Genomic DNA, 21,550 nt, shown 5'->3' with positions numbered 1-21,550 from the left:
GCCTCCTAAGGATAGGTTGATGCTCAAAGCAGCGCTGGCGTTTTTCCCCTTGATAGCTGGCTATCTTTTTGTAAGCACATGGCATCAAACTAGATACCTTATAAAACGTGAAGACTCTCAGAAGGTCTATATCAGGGCCGCATTCTGGGGTATTTGGCTATTCCTTCTCGCTTTCGCTTTTCTCACCTCGGTCAAACAAAAGATAGAGCCATATCTGGCATTCGTAAGGGAGTGGGCAGACCTGGCAATACTTCAGGAGCCCAGTGACCGGCCGACAGATACAGCGTTTTGGCTCCTCGTTCTGTTTTCCACATTGTTTCTAGGGATGATTGGTGGCTATTTCCTCAACTGGCTGTTAGCGCTCAAAACCATTTCTGGACAAGAATTTTTCCGACTGCTCGTACGTCGGATCAAAAACCGTGATCACCAGTTTTTTGGGCTGATTTATGCCTATTCCAACCGGACTGCGCTCAAGACAGCAGTGCGTGTGCTGAATGCTGATCTTGAGATTATCTTGATGAGGTCATTAGAGTTGACCATTCCAGTATCCGTGACCTTGGGGAACGGTAAGGTATACATAGGCTATGTGACCGGAGCGATTGATCCGGGTGACAAACGCGACATGCTTAGGATCTTGCCTGTGGTGAGCGGCTATCGTGCTGGAGAGGAAATGAAGCTTTGTTTCACCACCTGGTACATAAATGTGTATCAGCGATTCAAGAAGGATGAGTCACTTAACCATTTGAACCCCGAGTTGTTTGAGGTGGCCTTTCCTTTAAGCGAAATTAAAACCATCAACCTGTTCGATATCAAGGCATACCAAGCCTTCCAGCAGGAAAATGATTCGCCCGCTTGATCTACCTCACTCTCTGGCGTCCTGAGCCGTCATCTGCGCCGATTTTACTGGTTTGTCGGAGGGGCTTCGACACGATTGACTATCGGCAGAGAACGGCCAAAAGCGACCCTTCGTAACAGGCAGAAACCGGCCAATTCAGTCGCTGACGAACGTTAACCTAAAGGGACAGCTTCGCCCTCTTAAGGAGGCGAAGCGAATGACTTTAACCACAATTATACGCTTCCGAATAGTTGGCTATATAACTCATGTATGGTTTTCAACTCAACAAAGCTACCTTTGTTCAATATGCGGATATTTGGCCTTTCTAATTTTAACCCGGTAGCATCACCTTTTGTATGCTTGGCGGTTTTTAGATTTTCTAGGCTAGCTAGTGGCTGGCCGGGGCTAGCTCCAAAATAATAATATGGCCCGAGATCAAGTGTTTCTTTATTGAAGTAAACTAAAACTACGCAGCCAGATGGTTTCTTTGCCAGCGAAATATGGATTTTATGTGTTGCCGTAGTCGACCCTATAAATGTGGCTTTGAGTTGAATGTGTCTAATAATGCCATTTGCTTCGGCAATAATATCGTAGCCAGATCTGTCGACCTCGGGTTTAGATATTTCGAGACTCAAATTTTTGGTTTTCCATGAAAATTTCAGTAACTCACCAATGAGCAAATGCTCGATTAGCTTTTCACGATATGAAGAGTGCAGCGAGTGCTCAGTCATTTGGGGGAGCCTGTGATCGAGTAGGGCCTAATGGTTAAGCTAGGTGCCGGCTTCGTCAATAGCAGCCCTGTGTGAGGGGCAGCTTTGGGTCGTTATGAGTCTCTCAGCTTCGATCTTTGGTTGGTCAAATCCCCTGCAATCGGCGGTCAAGTCCAAAGCAAATGACCGGTCAGGTCGATTGCAAGCGCTTGGTCTGGTCAATTGCGCCGCAATTACGCAAGGATTAACAAACACGATTCGACACTCGCCTGAATCGGTCACTCCCGTTCAGGCTTTCTGGCGTCGGAGCTGACCGCGTCCATGATTGCAGTCAACTCAACCAGGAGTTCGCCGTGGCAACGGTTTAAGTAGCCCGATAGGGTTTCATTGCGCAGCAGACGGGCGAGATAACCCTTGGCAACCACCAAAAACAGCATCGTCTCCCCCAGCGTGTCCTCCACGACCTTGTAATCGTGAAAGAGCTTTTCCATCTCTCGCTCCATCCTCGCCAGTTCTTCGACGCTGACCTCGGCGGCGAGCTTGGTTTTTTTTTCGATCAACATGTCCGGGCGTGAAGCGGCAAGTACCATGTCGGCGTAGGTCTGGGTGAAGCAGTTGGCGGACACCATCAGCTCCACGGTTTCAATTTGGCGTATGGGTTTCATTTTTCTTAATGTGCGGAATACGCCTTGGCTGACCATTTTGACTTTGAGCATTTCCACCACTTCGGGCGCAATGCCATCGAGCAAGCGCTGCCGTTCATGGATGCGCTCAATGTTGATGCCCAAGACCTTGGCGATCAGGGCGGGGGAAATGCCTTTACGCACAGCGGTGAGAATCATCTTGTGCTCTTGCACGGGAGTTAGGCGGTTGATCTGCCGGTTGTAGGTGAAGCCTTCGTCATCGATGGACAGCAGGCACAGTGCCTCCGTGGCGCCCAGCGCTTTAAGTGCGTGCAGGCGAAGATGACCGTCGAGCAACACGAAGGCTGCCGCCCCTTCCACATTGGTCTGCTGCCGATGCACTGCCAACGGTTCAATGACGCCTAACTCCCGAATCGAGGTCAGGATCGTTAAGTATTTTTTGGTCTGTTCGATATCCTTGTCCACAGCTCGGGTCGGCAGAATTCGGTCGAGGGGGACCGGGATGATCTGCCGCTCAAAACCTTGTTTCACCTGACCCATGATCACCCTTCCCCTTGAATACGGTCAGCCAGCGACTTAGGCATGTCCGCGATATTTTCGCTGCGCAGCAGCGTGCAGAAATAGTCGTCGGCCAGCAGGCGGCGCATGGCGGTGACGATGATCAAGACTCGCTGTTCATTGATGTCGGCTTTTTTGAGCATGACTCGCTGACGCCTGACTTCGGTCTGGTAGGTACTCAGAAGTTTTTGCGGCGTTGTCGGTTGCTCGGCGGCTGATCGTCGTTGACCGTAGTGTTTTCCTAGAAATCGACGCCTATCGATCAGACGTCTGACCTTAATCAACTGCTCGCCTTTTAAGACACCGGTTTCATAGGCTTCCACCATCGCGACCTGTACTTCGGTATCACTCGACCTGGCCACCATTGTCGCGAGTGTGATGGGTAACCAGCCCTTTTCGACTGCGGCGATGAGCCGCTCCTCTCCCTGACGCAAGAGCAGGAGAATGGCGTTGATGTAGGTGGGGTCCAGACTTGTCTTCATGCTGATCTGTTTGGTGGTGTAGCCACGGTCAGACAAGATTTGAATGGAGTAGAGCAAGTCTTTGTTCGTGTGCTTACGGCGAGCGAGGTTTTCGACCAGGCTGATGAGAAACCGGTCGGCTTCACTGGCACTGACGACGACACAGGGAATTTCTCGCTCGCCCAGCGCACAAAAGGCTTCGTATCGGCCTTGTCCGCAGACCAGTTCGAAAAACCCAGTATTGTCTTGATCGCTGCTGGGGGTGACTGTAATCGGTCGCTTCAGGCCCAAGCTCGCGATGTTTTCGACCAGCTTGGCAAACACCTGTTTGTTGCGCGCACGGGGATTGAGGACGCGGATACGATCCAGGCTGACCATTTGGACGGTTGTCGCTTCGCCTACATGGTGTGGGCTTCGAGGGTGTTGCGGCATATTCATGCGGCTCTCCCCACGACAGTGCGACGAGACAGTTGCGCGAGTGCTTCGAGGCTGTCGTAGCGATAGATTTCCAGGTTGGAGGCGTTGGACTCACTCAGACGAATGTTGGGCTGTTGAATATCGAGGGTTGGCAGGATGTAGTAATCGCGGGCGATCTCTTCCCCCGGCTCCATACGGACGGCAACGGTGATATCCGGTGAGAGGCCAAGATCAAAGCGTATTTTCCAACGATTAGCTCCCGAGCCACTGCGCTGGCAGCGGCACAGGACAAGAGAAATCAGCAGTTCTTCGTTGACTTGGAGCAGGTCGCTTATGGGGTCGATGGCGACTCGTCCTCCGACTTGCTGTATGTGCTCCACCGTTCGAGCCAGCAGCAGGGGGTGCATCAGTCGAAGTTGATGGTTGGCGGCGACGTAGTCGTAGTCCCGCGAAGGGGTGTAACCAATGAGCGAATACGTACGCAGAAGACTGCCAAATCGATATTGATACGCCGTGCTGGAGGGGCAGTCGTCAGACTCATTGATGATCAGGCCGGATAAATACCCGGCTTTTTCGTACAGTTTTTTAAGCCGCTCCAGCATTTCGGCGTCGGGCATGCGGTAGCTGCGTGACTGGATGATTTCATGGGCGGCGGCGAACAGTATGTGATCGACTAAAGCAGGAAATACACCGTCCGCGCGTATCCACTGGTCTGGATCGTTCCGCACATGTTCTTGTTTAAGTTTGAAGGAGGACCGGTTCCAGACATTGTTGCCGATGTACTTCTCGTTGGTCAGGACCTGATGGACGCCCCCTTTGGTCCACGGCCTGGCTAATTCATTCTGGAGTCCTCGACTGTTCAGTTGTTGAGCGATCTCCGTTTCTGAGTAACCGGCTTCAACAAACCGTTGGTAGATCCAATGAACGGTTGCAACCTCCTCCGGCGGTCCGGGAACAAGTCTTACGCGGTCGGTTTGGATGCTTTTGTGTTCGCCAATCGCAAGTTCTGCTTTGGGGTTGCCAACCGCATCCACCAACTGACGCCTGAGCCCGTAGCCTGCCATCCCCCCTTGCCGATAGCCCAACTGGATAAGCCGGGATTGTCCCGCAAAGACTTTGACGGACAGCTCCCGACTGTACTCGCCAGCCATCATTCGCTTCAGGCTTTTGACGATGTTAGAAACGGGTGAGCCGTCATTGGAAAACTGTTCCGCGCAGTAGTGGACCGAGACACCTGCTTGTCGGCAACGGACTTCGAAGCTGGCAGCTAAATCCGGATCTTGAAAGCGGCCCCAGCGGCTGACGTCATAAACAAGAATGGTCGAATAACCGCCTACTCCGCTCTCAACATCACTGAACAGTTGAATCAACGCATCACGTCCTTCCAAGCGAAGACCACTTTTTCCAGCGTCGGTATAAATTCTGACGATTTCGAGAGAATGCGCCGCTGCGTAAAGCTTGATGGTGTCGAGCTGGTTTTCAGTTGAGTACTGCTGATGTTCTGTGGACATCCGGACATAAGCCGCTGCCAAACCTGGGTCTTGGTGTGAGTTTTCTGAGTGAGCACTTTTACGACTGCGCATACGCAATAGCCCCTGCGTGCATCCACACTGGACGTGCGCCGTTGGGGCGTACCCGTTCTGCTGCTACTCAAGCAAGCGGTGTGTCTTTCAACCATAGAGGATCAAAGGGGGAAAAATGTTTCCTAAAAAGGGCAAAACTTTTCCGAACAGACAAGAGTATGCGTCGGGGTTGGCGGTAGCGTTACAAGGTGAGTTGGGTTCGACGCACCAGGCCGTGAAGACACTCATGAGGTGGACGAACGCAAACGAACGAACGGCCAAAAACTGGTTAAAAGGAACTTGCGGCCCTCGTGGCGAACACTTGGCGCGTCTTGTTCAACACTCCGATGCCGCCTTGGCTAGCTTCCTAGAGATGGCCGAGCGTAACAGTGTTGTAATGCGCACCACGCTTCCGTCACTGAGGATTGATCTGATGCGGGCAGTGGATGCGATTGACTGCTGCTTGTCGGTGGTGACCGAACCTGAGCCGGACTGAAGTGATTGTGTTTTGGACTTTAATGGAGGCCTGCTCATCTAAGCTCTCCGAGCATGCCATCAACCAACTCACGACAAGATGTTGTTGAGCACTAGCCGTCGTCCTTCTCAAATATAAGTGGCAGCTACGAAGCGCTATCGCGAGCATTCCCGCTGCTATGCTGAATTTTTTCGAAGGAGTCGAAACCATGGCAGCTGAGTATTCGTTACAGGAAGTTCTAGAAAGGATTTACCACAACCAGTTGGCCTTGGAGGCGGCTGTGATGGAGCTAACGCTCTGGGTGGAGCAGCGTGGCTCAGCGGAGGTTGGAGGGAATGTTCGAGGTGCGCTGGAGGCGATAGGTGAAAACGCCGGTCATATCAAGCAGGGCCTGGCCCGACTGAAGAATCTCAACATTGGCTAACAGCCATTTGCTTCGGAATTGACCAGCTCATCTCGTGATCATGACCGTCTGAGAACTCTCCGAAGCTCGACTACGAATCCGGGTTGATAGAGCGGTTTACCGATGCGACGTTGGTTACCCTTGGGGTTGTGGACTCATCGAGTAAGGAGGCCCTGATGCAGTTGTTCAGCTACAAGATGACTCATGACACTGGATTCGCACCTAACCCGTTTGGTTGGACACTTACCCTTGCGACCTGTAAACCCATGATGCGTCGGGCCAAGCATGTAGGTCAATGGATTGCAGGTTTCACGTCAATGGCACTGACCGGTGATCGCGTCGGTGAAGAGCGATTGATTTACCTTATGCGGGTTGGCGAGAAGCGTCATTTGCGTGATTACTTCAACGATCCTCGTTTTCAAGACAAGATTCCGGACATGCAATTGTCTGGGCCTGTACCCAAGGCAGGAGACAATATCTACCGTCCCTTAGTAACTGGCGCATGCGAGTTTTCACACTTCGAACAACTCAAGAATCCAAACCACTGGGCCGATTCTGGGCCTAGCGTATTCGACCTAAAACGAGATATTTCAGGTCAGTACGTTTTGGTGGCAGATACGTTTTACTACTTTGGCGCTCACGCAATTAGCATTCCCGCCGAGTGTCGGCCATGGTTACCGAAGGGGCAGTCAGCACACGGGCGTTTGACGCCACCTGAACAGGCCTTGCGTTTCATCCAATACATTAAAGACTGCTATCAGCCAGGGCGACATAGCAACCCGACGAATTGGCCGGAAGACGAAGTGCTGACCAGAACTCCCTGTGGAGAACGTCGATGCGGATCATCTTAAGTCGAAAGGGTTTTGATTCAGCTGCCGGTGGTTGCCCCAGTCCAATCCTACCGGATGGACGCTTGTTTTCCCTACCTATTCCAGACAAAGCTTCGTCTATTGGATATTCCGATATCCAGTTCGATGGGCTTGATGTGGGCGAGCTGGTTGCGCAATTAACAGATGATCCGAAGCGTATGCGACATTTCGCCCATCTGGATCCCGATTTGCGTCACACAGCGTTGAAACGGCGGCCTGGATGGCGGCCTCTACTCGGTCAGACTGGTAGTGCACAGGGGCACCTGCTCAATCAAAAGGTACAAGCTGGGGATATCTTCATTTTTTTTGGTTCTTTCCGAACCGTCGAAAAAATTGATGGTGTCTGGCGATTCATTAGAAGTGAACCCGCTCGGCACGTTATTTGGGGATGGCTTCAAATCGGAGAAGTTTTGAAAGTGGATGATTTAGCTGATACGGCCATTCCCTGGGCGCGCTATCACCCCCATTTCTCTTATGGTAAAGACAAGGCGAACACACTGTATTTGGCAGCTGACCGTTTGGTTTTTGATGGGCAGCTGACGAATACTCCTGGTGCAGGGGTGTTTCCCCGTATTCATGAAGCCCTGATGCTCACAGCACCAGGTGCCAAGAATCCAACTCGATGGCGGTTGCCGTCTTGGTTGTTCCCTAGTGACGGAATATCTATGTTGAGCTTCCATCCAGACCTGAATCGTTGGACTTCCGATGGGGAATTCTGTCTTCTCAAAAGCGCAGCGCGAGGGCAAGAGTTTGTGTTTGACTCCAAAGGAAAGCCGGAGCCCATCGCGTGGATTAAGGGACTGCTTGAAGTCGTTGGACATTAGAGACGCCGCTCAAGCATCGTGGATGCGAGATCAGAATCTTGGACTTTTGATAACCGCTATGTTTCTGTTGGATTGAGGTCAGCAGCGCTGGGTTGTGCGCTGGTTCTGCATGGTAGAGGTGGAAAGCTGTGACAGACGCCAATCTGCTGGCGACATTACAAGCTGAGAACGCGAGGCTAATTGCCTTGCTTGACGCTCATGGGATTGATTGGCACCTGCCTGTTGAGCCGGTGAAGATACCGGTTGCTCAAATTGAGGCTTCGCGGCTGCTCAATACAGATGCCAAGGTTGACCTATTCAGAAACCTGTTTCGCGGTAGAGCCGACGTTTATCCCATCCGTTGGGAAAGTAGGGCCGGCAAGTCAGGATACGCGCCAGCCTGTGCTAACGAATGGCGCCCTGGGGTTTGTGAGAAGCCGCGAATCAAATGTGGCGATTGCGGCAATCGTCAATTGCTGCCGCTGACTGATGAGGTGATTTTTCGTCACTTGGCAGGCGACGTGGTGGTTGGTATCTATCCTTTGCTCCCTGATGACACCTGTTACTTTCTGGCCGTCGACTTCGATGAAGCTGAATGGCGTGATGATGCCCGAGCTTTTGTTCAGTCGTGTCATGAGCTAAATGTCCCAGTGGCATTGGAGATTTCACGCTCAGGCAATGGTGCTCATGCGTGGATTTTTTTCGACCGTAATGTTTCTGCTTTTGATGCACGCCGCCTAGGTGCTTCGATCATCAGTCATGCCTGTGAGCGTACTCGCCAATTGGCACTCAGTTCCTATGATCGACTGTTTCCAAACCAGGACTATATGCCGAAGGGTGGCTTTGGGAACCTCATTGCTCTGCCTTTGCAAAAGCGTGCAAGGGCGCAAAATAACAGCGTATTTGTAGATGAGTCACTGGAACCTCATTCCGATCAATGGGCCTTTCTAGCCTCCGTTCAGCGGATGAGCCCTGGGGATATTGAGCCGGCTATTATCCGGGCGATGGGTAACCGTGATCCTGTAGGCGTCGCGTATGTCGAGGACGAGGGGGATGCAGAGCCTTGGAAAGGCCGCGATACGAGATCGCATAAGTTGACTTGCCCGTTACCTGCGTCTCTCCGTATCACATTGGCAAACCTGGTGTACTTCGAAAAATCGGAGTTACCGCAACCCTTGGCAAACCAGCTTGTCCGACTCGCGGCATTTCAAAACCCTGAGTTTTACAAAGCCCAGGCAATGCGAATGTCCGTCTGGAACAAGCCTCGGATCATTGGCTGCGCGCAAAATTTCCCTAAACACATCGCCTTACCACGTGGATGCTTGGATGCAGCTCTGGAGCTTCTGGAGGAAAATGGAATCACCGCTGAATTCCAAGATGAACGCTTTGCGGGTGACCCCATCGACGTGAGTTTTCTCGGCACGTTGCGTTCTGATCAGGAAGTTGCGGTCAGCTCGATGCTTAGTCATGACGTCGGTATTCTGTGTGCGCCGACAGCATTTGGCAAAACCGTAACTGCCGCCGCGTTGATAGCGAAGCGTAGTGTTAATACATTGGTGCTCGTGCATAGGACTGAGCTGCTACGGCAATGGCAAGAGCGTTTGCATGCATTTCTGGGTGTTGGCAATGAAGTCGTGGGTACTATCGGTGGTGGAAAGGCTAAACCCACAGGTGTCATCGATATCGCTGTAATGCAGTCTTTATCGCGAAAAGGTGAGGTCAGCGATACGGTAAAAAACTACGGCCAGATCATAGTTGATGAGTGCCATCACGTGTCAGCGGTCTCGTTCGAGTCGTTACTGAGAAGTGCTGTTGCAAGGTATGTGGTGGGACTTACAGCAACTCCAATACGACGTGATGGGCAGCAACCTATCATCTTTATGCAATGCGGACCGGTCCGGCACTCTGCTACTCGACCGGCAAGTGCCCCTCATGATTTGTCTGTGGTGCCCCGATTACTTTCCAAGCCCATTGTCGTCCCCGATGGCTCAGGGATTCAGGATGTATTTCGACGTTTAGCCGACGATGTCGAGCGTACAGCCAAAATTGTCTCCGAGGTTGAGCTAGCCTTTAGCCAAGGTAGGAAGATTTTGGTGCTGACTGAGCGTACTGAACATGTGGATGCACTTGAGACTGAATTGAAGGGGCGCGTGCACAACCTTTTTACACTTCATGGGCGTGTGCCAAAAAAGCAGCGAATCGCCCGCATGCACGATCTTGACTCGCTGCCACCTGATGCTCCACGCGTCCTCGTTGCAACTGGAAAGCTAGTTGGTGAAGGCTTCGACCATCCAGCATTGGACACATTGGTGCTGGCAATGCCTATCTCTTGGAAAGGAATTCTTCAGCAATACGCAGGCCGGTTACATCGAGCGCATGCCGATAAGGCCGACGTGCGAGTGATTGACTTTGTAGACGCGGGTAATGTCGCGTTGATGAGGATGTGGGATAAGCGGCAGGCGGGGTACAAAGCGATGGGATACCGAATGGCTGACTCTCTAGCCACTATGGACTTGCTCTAGCAGCACAGTCGGTCCCTTGGATTTCGATTTTGGATGCAGGCAGCAAGCTCCTTCAGTATGGTAAGGATGCCGGTTCCGGAAACGACATTTAATATGGTCAAATAACCGCAAAACGACACTAATTACGGCTCATCTGCGACATTTATGGTGCCCATTTTCCACGTGGAGCCCTGATTCCACCTAGGGTATCCATGACACTTAATATGCCCATCGACATCCAGATTGTAGGTGGTCAAAGTTAATTGCTGCTTCGGTCGAAGTTAAGCGACTTGGCCAAAGCCCCTGACGTCAAGTTGGGACAGAAAACCCCGATAGACCTGCTGGTCTATCGGGGTTTTCTTTTGGCTACCCTCCTCTATTTGAGTTGGTAAACTGCTGCGATTTGGCGCTCGTGGCGCCTACCATTATTCAAATGGAATTCTTTGTCCGCCCTTGCAGCCCTGCTCAACACCTACCGCTCTGCATCCGTTACTGAGCGCGAGAAAGGCGCCTACTTCGAGGCGCTGATCTACACCTAACTATGCAACGAAGCGACCTGATCTCCAGCTATCGCTAGACGGGATTAGAGGCTGCTTCCATATGGTTGCGACATAAGATGACGCGCTCCTGCGCCAGAATGACGCTACATTCGGTACAGGAAATGCCTCATGTCCATACGTCGTCGTTCGGCCAGTTCTACCACCCTCCGCGCATCAGGGCCACACTCCTCCGATACGTGTGCGCTGTCACTGAAATGGGTGTTTATGCTGATGCTCGATCTCGGCGGACACCGAAACTTCATTCAGCGACATCATTTCAACGACGATGAAATCGCTGCAGAGCTTGGCCTGCAAGAGTTGGTCGATGCAGACGATTTCAGCCCCGCGCTGGCTTTGCGCCGACTCAAGCGCGAGCGCCTGGCCTTCGACCTGGCGTTCCCCATAGTAGGTTACCCGGACAGGCTGCAGGCGAATGTACAGGCGCTCGGCCAGTTGATCGGGTTGGATGCCGTCGAGCAGCGCATACTGGCTTTCTGCGTACTGCTGCATACCGATCCCTGCCTCAACGATGCCTCAGACCAACTTGGCGCGCTCGGTTTCAACCGAACAATGAGGGTACTGTCCACACTTATCGACATCCCTCAAGAGGATCTTCTTCCCTACCTGGCCAATGAGGGGCGGTTAGCTCGTGCCGGACTGATTGAGGTCAATGCGCGATCTTGCACCGTGAGCACCCTGAGCAGCCGCTTGGTCATTGAAAGCTCTGACTTTCTCCAGCAGTTGCGCTTCGGCCATGGGCAACCCATTGAACTGTTCAAGTACGCCTTCCGTCTCAGCCCGCTCGGCCATTTGAGCGAGAAGGACTACCAGCATCTGGGACGCTCCCTTGAAATTGCCACCACCTACCTGAAAAAAGCCTTAGCCGAAGGTCGCCATGGCGTGAACATTCTGTTGTACGGTCCGCCCGGCACCGGCAAGACCCAACTGAGTCGCCTGCTTGCCCGCCTGCTAGGGGCTTCGCTCTATTAGATCGCCTGTACCGACAGCGACGGCGACCCAGTCAGCGCCCATCAGCGTCTGTGCGCCCTGCGTTCGGCAATGAGTGCATTGCAGTCGCAGAAGACCCTATTACTACTAGATGAAATTGAGGACATCTTTGGCACCTCGCCATTGCCTTTTTCTGGCAAGAGCAAAACCCAGAAAGGCTGGATTAATCGCATGCTGGAAGAGAACAGCCTGCCCTGCTTCTGGCTGAGCAACGACATTGAGTGCTTGGACAACGCCTATATCCGCCGCTTTGACGTGGTAATCGAACTGCCAAACCCACCCAAGAGTCAACGGGAACAGATTGTCCGAGAGTGCGGGGGCGATCGTCTGAGCGAGGTACTGGTGGATAAACTGGCGGAGCATGAGGAGATGACCCCCGCCGTAATCGCCCGGGCGGCTCGCATCGCACGTAGCCTGCACCCACGCGCGGGAAAGCGCCTGGATGCCACGGTCGAGTGCCTGGTGGATGCGACGCTAAAAGCCCAGGGCTTCGAGCAACTGGGCCGTCACCATGTGCAGCAGCTGCCGAGCTACTACTCCCCGAGTCTGATCAATGCGGATTTTCCCGTCGACGGATTGATTGACGGCCTACGCAAGCACCCGGTGGCGCGCCTTTGCTTCTATGGCCCTCCAGGGACAGGCAAGACGGCCTTTGGCCACTGGATTGCCCAAGAGCTGGAGAAACCGCTGATGGTGAAGCGCGTGTCCGATCTTGTTTCACCTTATGTGGGCACGACAGAGCAGAACCTGGCCAGGGCCTTTGAGAAGGCCAGTGAGGAACAAGCGGTATTGCTGCTCGACGAAGTCGACAGCTTCCTACAGGATCGAAAAAAAGCCACACAGAGCTGGGAAGTCACGGCCGTCAATGAAATGCTCACGCAGATGGAGAGCTATCGAGGGCTGTTCATCGCCTCGACCAATCTGATGTGCGACCTCGACGAAGCCTCGTTGCGCCGATTCGATTTAAAGATTCATTTTGGCTTTCTGAAACCCCTTCAGATCCAGACGCTGTTCAATGCACATCTACAAACCCTAAAACTCAAGGACCCTGCCAAAGCCAGCGGTTTGCGGCTCTCGAGGGAGGCTAATTTGACTCCAGGTGATTTCGCCGTGATTGCTCGGCGCGCGCGCTTCAAGCCATTTGCCAGCGCAGAAGAGGTTGCTCAAGCCCTGCTTGCGGAAAGCCGCCTCAAGATGCCCGTGCAGCGCCCTATCGGTTTCGTGAACTAGCTGTTTCTACCCGGTCTCCTGCCACTGGGAAAAGGTTGAATGGTAGAGCGAGCAGATGTCCGCATCACCAGGCCGCCATAATGTCCAATTGCCACATATATTGGTGAGGATCATCATGCTTGCCTCACTACAACTGACAGGGAGCCAGTCTTGCCATCTTCATCAGTACACGACGCCACAACCCGGCAATGGGATTTACTGCAGAAAATCCCTTCTCGTAGCCCAGGGCTTACCACGACGGAATTGCTTGATGGAATGCAGGAGGCTGGATACCAAATCAGTAAGCGCACCATCGAGCGTGACCTGGTCGCGCTATCCAGACTATTCCCGCTGCAGTGTAACGATAAAGGCACCCCTTATGGATGGTACTGGGCTGAGGGGGCCAGTGTGAGCTTGCCAGGCATAAGCATGGGCGAGGCCCTGAGTCTCGTCTTGGTCGAAGATGCGATCCGACCGCTCTTGCCAGGTAGCATGTTGAGGGCATTGGAACCGCGCTTCCGGTTCGCCAGGAAAAAACTGGAAAGCCTGGCGGAGGACAACCAGACAGTACGCTGGCTAGGCAAAGTTGCGAGTGTCAGCCCCGATATGAGCCTTCTGCCACCGAATACGCCAGACAACATCCTGGAAACCTTGCGGGCTGCTTTGCTGCAGGAAAAACAACTGCAATGCCGCTATTACTCGGCCCACAATGATAAAGAACGGGAGATGGTTCTCAATCCTCTCGCCTTGGTGCAGCGGGGGCCCATCACTTATCTGATTGGTACCGCGCCACCCTATGCCGATGTCCGCCAGTACGCTATCCATCGTTTTCGTCAGGCCGAAACTCTGCCGAGTCCCGCTCAGGGCCTGGATGGCTTCGATTTGCAGGAATACCTGGCCAGTAATGCTCTTCAGTTTGGCAGTACTGCCAAAATCAGCCTGCAGGCACGGCTCAGTGACAGCCTAGTGCGCCTGCTTCGGGAGACACCTCTGTCATCCGATATGACCCTGGAAAAACTCACGGAGGGTTACCGTCTGCGGGCAACTATCAGTGATACGTGGCAATTGCAGTGGTGGATTCTCTCCCAAGGCGACGCTCTGATAGTTGAAGCACCGCAATATCTGCGTGAGCAGATCGCCACAAAACTCAAACAAGCGGCGGCTCAGTACGAGGGTTGTCACGAGGTGGGCCAAGAGGCCTGTACTTAGCCTACAGCTACGAATAGCTCGTTCTTCACGACCATGCCCTCTACTGCAGCATAAGGCTTTTCTGGAGCTTTCAATGAGTGATCTCTCCACCCTCCTCTCGTCTGCACTATTAGATCGAGGGTTTCTAATAGAAACCAACGGTCAAGATATCTACTTGACGGATAATGCTTTTTTACGCGATGACCATGGCGGTAGTCGTCGCCGTCAACAAGTCGGTCATGACCAGGCGGACAGTGAGTTTCTTCGGGAAATGCTCGCGCAACTCGATCTGGGTGGCCTAAAAAAAACGCCGTCCACCAGCCTGCCATTGCGCCTGGAAGCAGTTGATCAGTGCCTGGCGCCTTGGCAAGTCGCTAAGCTGTTTGGCTCATGGCATGTGCAACGGGAGTCCGGTGGTAATTTGATCGACGCTCGACCAAGCAATTTCAAACGCCGTGCGCATGGTCAGAAGATCTCTGTCGCCGTGCTGGACACGCATATTGCTCTGCTGGTCAAAGGGTTGTCTGCAGCGGGTTGTTTCACCTATTCGGCCTGTGAAGGCCATGAAAACCATGCCGTGACGGGTGCGCTCCCACTGCATGTGGGGCTTGTCGGTCAGATCAATACGGCTTGGGCACTGCAACTGCTGGCGGATGCCAAGAGAGCAGGCATCATAACGCCAGATCTATCCATCCAGGGCGACATGCTGCGGGAAAGCCAAGCATCGGTCGAGAGCGAGCAGCGTGACCTAGGGAAGGTTCGTAACCAAGCAATCACTCTGGGCCGCTATCTTTATATCCACCGGCTGCGTCTCCGTAGCGAGCGTTTGCTCTGGGCAGTGCAATATCAACCACCTATTTCGCAAGCTGCCGACAAAACTGGTGAGCTCAGATTGGCCGAAAAAAAAACGAGACGGTTTCGTGTTCGCTTAAGCGATGCGGATGACTATGCCATTGAGTTCACAGTCGACAACTACAAGACTCTTGAAGCTGAGTGTCGAAAGGCATTGCAGGCATGGTTAGTGCTCCGGCGAGACTCCGCACCTGCCCATGTGTCAGTACGGGCCGCCAAGTTGGAAACCCCGCATGTGTGGAAAACCCCTTGGGGTGACTCGAAACCTGTGTGGTTGAAAGTCTCACCCCTGAAAGCTCAGCAGCACGAAATAAGTGAGTTGAAAATTCTGACCCGACGCCGGGCGAAGTCTAAGAGTGACTCCGTCGAAACCAGCTGGTTAGGCCTGTGGATGGGAATACGCGAGGCTTTCCCTGAGGATTTTTTGACATCGTGAGGAGCTCGCTTTGACAGCAGGTTAGCGCGCTGAGTTTATGAGTATCTCTGATGTGTTGCGAAGAGCGGTATTAAGACGCCTCACGCTAATCTGCGCCCCAACACATTGGTGATCAGTGGGTGTGCTTGAACAACCTTTCAGCGCACACCACAGGTTTCGTGCTCGAACAGTAGAGCGAGCGCCGCAACCTGTCATCGCAACTGGCGCAAATGCACATCACACTGGTCTATGGTCAGTCCTCGGCCAAGTACTTGGCCGACGTTTCGCGAACGAAATCACCAAGAGCCCATACGGGTGAAATGCAGCAAGGCGAAACCGGCCTGCACAACATCGCCTCAGCATCGTCGGCGACCACCACGGCCATCGGGTATTCGCCAAATCCGTCAGTCCACATCTGCTGCCAGTGTGCACGGCCAGCTCGCTGGACGAATTATAGATGGGGGGGTTGACAGCATATTTTAATACTGTACTATTTGCCTCCCGCTAACGAGCAACCTGAAGTTGCTTGAAGCTTAAGTAATTGATTTTATTAATAAAATCAGTGGCTTTTAAGGGTGTTGTCTGAGGGGTCGCTGTCAAATGCGCGCCTCGGTTGAGACGAAAGATCTTAGCCAACCGCTCTTTAACAACTGAATCAAGCAATTCGTGTGGGTGCTTGTGGAGTCAGACTGCTAGTCAACAGATTATCAGCATCACAAGTTACTCCGCGAGAAATCAAAGATGTAACCAACGATTGCTGAGCCAAGTTTAGGGTTTTCTCAAAACCCAAAGATGTTTGAACTGAAGAGTTTGATCATGGCTCAGATTGAACGCTGGCGGCAGGCCTAACACATGCAAGTCGAGCGGATGAAGAGAGCTTGCTCTCTGATTCAGCGGCGGACGGGTGAGTAATGCCTAGGAATCTGCCTGGTAGTGGGGGACAACGTCTCGAAAGGGACGCTAATACCGCATACGTCCTACGGGAGAAAGCAGGGGACCTTCGGGCCTTGCGCTATCAGATGAGCCTAGGTCGGATTAGCTAGTTGGTGAGGTAATGGCTCACCAAGGCGACGATCCGTAACTGGTCTGAGAGGATGATCAGTCACACTGGAACTGAGACACGGTCCAGACTCCTACGGGAGGCAGCAGTGGGGAATATTGGACAATGGGCGAAAGCCTGATCCAGCCATGCCGCGTGTGTGAAGAAGGTCTTCGGATTGTAAAGCACTTTAAGTTGGGAGGAAGGGTTGTAGATTAATACTCTGCAATTTTGACGTTACCGACAGAATAAGCACCGGCTAACTCTGTGCCAGCAGCCGCGGTAATACAGAGGGTGCAAGCGTTAATCGGAATTACTGGGCGTAAAGCGCGCGTAGGTGGTTTGTTAAGTTGGATGTGAAAGCCCCGGGCTCAACCTGGGAACTGCATTCAAAACTGACAAGCTAGAGTATGGTAGAGGGTGGTGGAATTTCCTGTGTAGCGGTGAAATGCGTAGATATAGGAAGGAACACCAGTGGCGAAGGCGACCACCTGGACTGATACTGACACTGAGGTGCGAAAGCGTGGGGAGCAAACAGGATTAGATACCCTGGTAGTCCACGCCGTAAACGATGTCAACTAGCCGTTGGGAGCCTTGAGCTCTTAGTGGCGCAGCTAACGCATTAAGTTGACCGCCTGGGGAGTACGGCCGCAAGGTTAAAACTCAAATGAATTGACGGGGGCCCGCACAAGCGGTGGAGCATGTGGTTTAATTCGAAGCAACGCGAAGAACCTTACCAGGCCTTGACATCCAATGAACTTTCCAGAGATGGATTGGTGCCTTCGGGAACATTGAGACAGGTGCTGCATGGCTGTCGTCAGCTCGTGTCGTGAGATGTTGGGTTAAGTCCCGTAACGAGCGCAACCCTTGTCCTTAGTTACCAGCACGTAATGGTGGGCACTCTAAGGAGACTGCCGGTGACAAACCGGAGGAAGGTGGGGATGACGTCAAGTCATCATGGCCCTTACGGCCTGGGCTACACACGTGCTACAATGGTCGGTACAGAGGGTTGCCAAGCCGCGAGGTGGAGCTAATCCCACAAAACCGATCGTAGTCCGGATCGCAGTCTGCAACTCGACTGCGTGAAGTCGGAATCGCTAGTAATCGCGAATCAGAATGTCGCGGTGAATACGTTCCCGGGCCTTGTACACACCGCCCGTCACACCATGGGAGTGGGTTGCACCAGAAGTAGCTAGTCTAACCTTCGGGAGGACGGTTACCACGGTGTGATTCATGACTGGGGTGAAGTCGTAACAAGGTAGCCGTAGGGGAACCTGCGGCTGGATCACCTCCTTAATCGACGACTCAGCTGCTCCATAAGTTCCCACACGAATTGCTTGATTCATTGAAGAAGACGAGAGGCCAGCTTTTAAGGTGGTCTGCTTCGTTAGAGTTTAGAAATGAATATTCCAGTGTGAATATTGATTTCTAGTCTTTGATTAGATCGTTCTTTAAAAATTTGGGTATGTGATAGAAAGATAGACTGAACGTTACTTTCACTGGTAACGGATCAGGCTAAGGTAAAATTTGTGAGTTGCTCTTTATTGAGCAGCGCGAATTTTCGGCGAATGTCGTCTTCACAGTATAACCAGATTGCTTGGGGTTATATGGTCAAGTGAAGAAGCGCATACGGTGGATGCCTTGGCAGTCAGAGGCGATGAAAGACGTGGTAGCCTGCGAAAAGCTTCGGGGAGTCGGCAAACAGACTTTGATCCGGAGATGTCTGAATGGGGGAACCCAGCCATCATAAGATGGTTATCTTAAGCTGAATACATAGGCTTAAGAGGCGAACCAGGGGAACTGAAACATCTAAGTACCCTGAGGAAAAGAAATCAACCGAGATTCCCTTAGTAGTGGCGAGCGAACGGGGACTAGCCCTTAAGTGGCTTTGAGATTAGCGGAACGCTCTGGAAAGTGCGGCCATAGTGGGTGATAGCCCTGTACGCGAAAATCTCTTAGTCATGAAATCGAGTAGGACGGAGCACGAGAAACTTTGTCTGAATATGGGGGGACCATCCTCCAAGGCTAAATACTACTGACTGACCGATAGTGAACTAGTACCGTGAGGGAAAGGCGAAAAGAACCCCGGAGAGGGGAGTGAAATAGATCCTGAAACCGTATGCGTACAAGCAGTGGGAGCAGACTTTGTTCTGTGACTGCGTACCTTTTGTATAATGGGTCAGCGACTTATTTTCAGTGGCGAGCTTAACCGAATAGGGGAGGCGTAGCGAAAGCGAGTCTTAATAGGGCGTCTAGTCGCTGGGAATAGACCCGAAACCGGGCGATCTATCCATGGGCAGGTTGAAGGTTAGGTAACACTGACTGGAGGACCGAACCGACTACCGTTGAAAAGTTAGCGGATGACCTGTGGATCGGAGTGAAAGGCTAATCAAGCTCGGAGATAGCTGGTTCTCCTCGAAAGCTATTTAGGTAGCGCCTCATGTATCACTGTAGGGGGTAGAGCACTGTTTCGGCTAGGGGGTCATCCCGACTTACCAAACCGATGCAAACTCCGAATACCTACAAGTGCCGAGCATGGGAGACACACGGCGGGTGCTAACGTCCGTCGTGAAAAGGGAAACAACCCAGACCGTCAGCTAAGGTCCCAAAGTTATGGTTAAGTGGGAAACGATGTGGGAAGGCTTAGACAGCTAGGAGGTTGGCTTAGAAGCAGCCACCCTTTAAAGAAAGCGTAATAGCTCACTAGTCGAGTCGGCCTGCGCGGAAGATGTAACGGGGCTCAAACCATACACCGAAGCTACGGGTATCACTTAGGTGATGCGGTAGAGGAGCGTTCTGTAAGCCTGTGAAGGTGAGTTGAGAAGCTTGCTGGAGGTATCAGAAGTGCGAATGCTGACATGAGTAACGACAATGGGTGTGAAAAACACCCACGCCGAAAGACCAAGGTTTCCTGCGCAACGTTAATCGACGCAGGGTTAGTCGGTCCCTAAGGCGAGGCTGAAAAGCGTAGTCGATGGAAAACAGGTTAATATTCCTGTACTTCTGGTTATTGCGATGGAGGGACGGAGAAGGCTAGGCCAGCTTGGCGTTGGTTGTCCAAGTTTAAGGTGGTAGGCTGGAATCTTAGGTAAATCCGGGATTCTAAGGCCGAGAGCTGATGACGAGTGTTCTTTTAGAACACGAAGTGGTTGATGCCATGCTTCCAAGAAAAGCTTCTAAGCTTCAGGTAACCAGGAACCGTACCCCAAACCGACACAGGTGGTTGGGTAGAGAATACCAAGGCGCTTGAGAGAACTCGGGTGAAGGAACTAGGCAAAATGGCACCGTAACTTCGGGAGAAGGTGCGCCGGTGAGGGTGAAGCACTTGCTGCGTAAGCCCACGCCGGTCGAAGATACCAGGCCGCTGCGACTGTTTATTAAAAACACAGCACTCTGCAAACACGAAAGTGGACGTATAGGGTGTGACGCCTGCCCGGTGCCGGAAGGTTAATTGATGGGGTTAGCTAACGCGAAGCTCTTGATCGAAGCCCCGGTAAACGGCGGCCGTAACTATAACGGTCCTAAGGTAGCGAAATTCCTTGTCGGGTAAGTTCCGACCTGCACGAATGGCGTAACGATGGCGGCGCTGTCTCCACCCGAGACTCAGTGAAATTGAAATCGCTGTGAAGATGCAGTGTATCCGCGGCTAGACGGAAAGACCCCGTGAACCTTTACTATAGCTTTGCACTGGACTTTGAATTTGCTTGTGTAGGATAGGTGGGAGGCTTTGAAGCGTGGACGCCAGTTCGCGTGGAGCCATCCTTGAAATACCACCCTGGCAACTTTGAGGTTCTAACTCAGGTCCGTTATCCGGATCGAGGACAGTGTATGGTGGGTAGTTTGACTGGGGCGGTCTCCTCCTAAAGAGTAACGGAGGAGTACGAAGGTGCGCTCAGACCGGTCGGAAATCGGTCGTAGAGTATAAAGGCAAAAGCGCGCTTGACTGCGAGACAGACACGTCGAGCAGGTACGAAAGTAGGTCTTAGTGATCCGGTGGTTCTGTATGGAAGGGCCATCGCTCAACGGATAAAAGGTACTCCGGGGATAACAGGCTGATACCGCCCAAGAGTTCATATCGACGGCGGTGTTTGGCACCTCGATGTCGGCTCATCACATCCTGGGGCTGAAGCCGGTCCCAAGGGTATGGCTGTTCGCCATTTAAAGTGGTACGCGAGCTGGGTTTAGAACGTCGTGAGACAGTTCGGTCCCTATCTGCCGTGGACGTTTGAGATTTGAGAGGGGCTGCTCCTAGTACGAGAGGACCGGAGTGGACGAACCTCTGGTGTTCCGGTTGTCACGCCAGTGGCATTGCCGGGTAGCTATGTTCGGAATAGATAACCGCTGAAAGCATCTAAGCGGGAAACTAGCCTCAAGATGAGATCTCACTGGGACCTTGAGTCCCCTGAAGGGCCGTCGAAGACTACGACGTTGATAGGTTGGGTGTGTAAGCGCTGTGAGGCGTTGAGCTAACCAATACTAATTGCCCGTGAGGCTTGACCATATAACACCCAAGCAATTTGCTGACCTGAAAAGGCACCAGATTGCGGTGTGTGAAGACGCAATGAACCGAAAGTTCGCAACGATTCACAAAAGCCGCACAAACTATCGCATACCCAATTTGCTGAAGCGTCGAAAGACGGTTCGGTACCCGAATTTCTTGACGACCATAGAGCATTGGAACCACCTGATCCCATCCCGAACTCAGCAGTGAAACGATGCATCGCCGATGGTAGTGTGGGGTTTCCCCATGTGAGAGTAGGTCATCGTCAAGATTAAATTCCAAAACCCCTATCTGCGCATGCAGGTAGGGGTTTTGTTTTTGTCCTCGAAAAAGCATCCTGAGATTGGTACGGATGAAATGATTTGTTCGGTGCCAAGGCCTGCATGACGCCTGCGATCATGGGTTTTTCTTTAGGTTGGGAATAGCGTCCGTTCTGGAACTGATTTTGTCCCTGCAGCGAGTGTCGCCGAACACTCGCTGCGCTCTCCCCTCCCGAGCGTTTTCCAAACAAAAAAACCAGCGCATTGCGCTGGTTTTTTTTCGGACTTTTCCGGGATTCGG

14 protein-coding genes and 3 rRNA genes are annotated in these 21,550 nt (G+C 52.5%); 13 read left to right on the top strand and 4 right to left on the bottom strand.

The window, feature by feature from the left end; translation table 11 throughout:
* The first annotated feature begins 19 nt into the window (after nucleotides 1-19).
* Nucleotides 20-856 (top strand): hypothetical protein, encoded by an 837-nt coding sequence (locus BLV61_RS15315; RefSeq protein WP_090466204.1) that lies wholly within the window; start codon nucleotides 20-22, stop codon nucleotides 854-856.
* A 212-nt stretch (nucleotides 857-1,068) separates the two neighbouring features.
* Here BLV61_RS15315 and BLV61_RS15310 read toward each other — a convergent pair whose 3' ends face one another.
* The 4 genes from BLV61_RS15310 to BLV61_RS15295 form a co-directional block, all read right to left on the bottom strand.
* Nucleotides 1,069-1,566, bottom strand: coding sequence for a hypothetical protein (locus tag BLV61_RS15310; protein ID WP_090466202.1), 498 nt, complete (start codon nucleotides 1,564-1,566; stop codon nucleotides 1,069-1,071).
* A gap of 257 nt (nucleotides 1,567-1,823) precedes the next feature.
* A complete protein-coding gene (locus tag BLV61_RS15305; protein ID WP_090466200.1) occupies nucleotides 1,824-2,729 on the bottom strand; it encodes a plasmid partitioning protein RepB C-terminal domain-containing protein in 906 nt (301 codons plus the stop codon).
* A gap of 2 nt (nucleotides 2,730-2,731) precedes the next feature.
* Nucleotides 2,732-3,646 (bottom strand): plasmid partitioning protein RepB C-terminal domain-containing protein, encoded by a 915-nt coding sequence (locus BLV61_RS15300; RefSeq protein WP_090466197.1) that lies wholly within the window; start codon nucleotides 3,644-3,646, stop codon nucleotides 2,732-2,734.
* Nucleotides 3,643-5,208 (bottom strand): recombinase family protein, encoded by a 1,566-nt coding sequence (locus BLV61_RS15295; protein WP_090466195.1) that lies wholly within the window; start codon nucleotides 5,206-5,208, stop codon nucleotides 3,643-3,645. The genes BLV61_RS15300 and BLV61_RS15295 overlap by 4 nt, the downstream gene beginning before the upstream one ends.
* A 115-nt stretch (nucleotides 5,209-5,323) precedes the next feature.
* Here BLV61_RS15295 and BLV61_RS15290 point away from each other — a divergent pair, with 115 nt between their 5' ends.
* From BLV61_RS15290 to rrf, 12 genes are all read left to right on the top strand, one after another.
* Complete coding sequence (locus tag BLV61_RS15290; protein ID WP_090466193.1) at nucleotides 5,324-5,683, top strand: hypothetical protein; 360 nt, start codon at nucleotides 5,324-5,326, stop codon at nucleotides 5,681-5,683.
* A gap of 187 nt (nucleotides 5,684-5,870) precedes the next feature.
* Nucleotides 5,871-6,086 carry a hypothetical protein gene (locus BLV61_RS15285; protein ID WP_090466191.1) on the top strand — a complete coding sequence of 72 codons (216 nt, stop codon included), beginning with the start codon at nucleotides 5,871-5,873 and terminating at the stop codon, nucleotides 6,084-6,086.
* Between the two features lie 155 nt (nucleotides 6,087-6,241).
* The gene (locus tag BLV61_RS15280; protein ID WP_090466189.1) at nucleotides 6,242-6,916 is read left to right on the top strand and encodes an Nmad2 family putative nucleotide modification protein; all 675 of its coding nucleotides are present in this window, start codon (nucleotides 6,242-6,244) and stop codon (nucleotides 6,914-6,916) included.
* Nucleotides 6,901-7,758: an Nmad3 family putative nucleotide modification protein gene (locus BLV61_RS15275; protein WP_090466187.1), complete on the top strand. Its 858-nt coding sequence runs from the start codon at nucleotides 6,901-6,903 to the stop codon at nucleotides 7,756-7,758. Before BLV61_RS15280 ends, BLV61_RS15275 begins: the two co-directional genes overlap by 16 nt.
* Before the next feature lie 128 nt (nucleotides 7,759-7,886).
* Nucleotides 7,887-10,259: a TOTE conflict system archaeo-eukaryotic primase domain-containing protein gene (locus BLV61_RS15270; protein WP_090466185.1), complete on the top strand. Its 2,373-nt coding sequence runs from the start codon at nucleotides 7,887-7,889 to the stop codon at nucleotides 10,257-10,259.
* A 647-nt stretch (nucleotides 10,260-10,906) separates the two neighbouring features.
* Nucleotides 10,907-11,767: an AAA family ATPase gene (locus BLV61_RS31945; RefSeq protein WP_341865088.1), complete on the top strand. Its 861-nt coding sequence runs from the start codon at nucleotides 10,907-10,909 to the stop codon at nucleotides 11,765-11,767.
* 69 nt (nucleotides 11,768-11,836) lie between these two features.
* Complete coding sequence (locus BLV61_RS31940) at nucleotides 11,837-13,015, top strand: AAA family ATPase (protein WP_341865087.1); 1,179 nt, start codon at nucleotides 11,837-11,839, stop codon at nucleotides 13,013-13,015.
* A 150-nt stretch (nucleotides 13,016-13,165) separates the two neighbouring features.
* The gene (locus tag BLV61_RS15255) at nucleotides 13,166-14,203 is read left to right on the top strand and encodes a helix-turn-helix transcriptional regulator (RefSeq protein ID WP_090466183.1); all 1,038 of its coding nucleotides are present in this window, start codon (nucleotides 13,166-13,168) and stop codon (nucleotides 14,201-14,203) included.
* Between the two features lie 73 nt (nucleotides 14,204-14,276).
* Nucleotides 14,277-15,470: a hypothetical protein gene (locus BLV61_RS15250; protein ID WP_090466180.1), complete on the top strand. Its 1,194-nt coding sequence runs from the start codon at nucleotides 14,277-14,279 to the stop codon at nucleotides 15,468-15,470.
* A 777-nt stretch (nucleotides 15,471-16,247) separates the two neighbouring features.
* Nucleotides 16,248-17,784: ribosomal RNA gene (locus BLV61_RS15245) — 16S ribosomal RNA — on the top strand.
* A gap of 313 nt (nucleotides 17,785-18,097) precedes the next feature.
* Nucleotides 18,098-20,989: ribosomal RNA gene (locus tag BLV61_RS15240) — 23S ribosomal RNA — on the top strand.
* Between the two features lie 155 nt (nucleotides 20,990-21,144).
* Nucleotides 21,145-21,260, top strand: a 5S ribosomal RNA gene (gene rrf, locus BLV61_RS15235).
* Together the 16S, 23S and 5S rRNA genes form the textbook arrangement of a ribosomal RNA operon.
* Nucleotides 21,261-21,550 lie beyond the last annotated feature (290 nt).

Source organism: Pseudomonas mohnii (genome assembly GCF_900105115.1).
GTDB lineage: Bacteria > Pseudomonadota > Gammaproteobacteria > Pseudomonadales > Pseudomonadaceae > Aquipseudomonas > Aquipseudomonas mohnii.
This window is presented reverse-complemented; position numbering and strand designations above follow the sequence as displayed.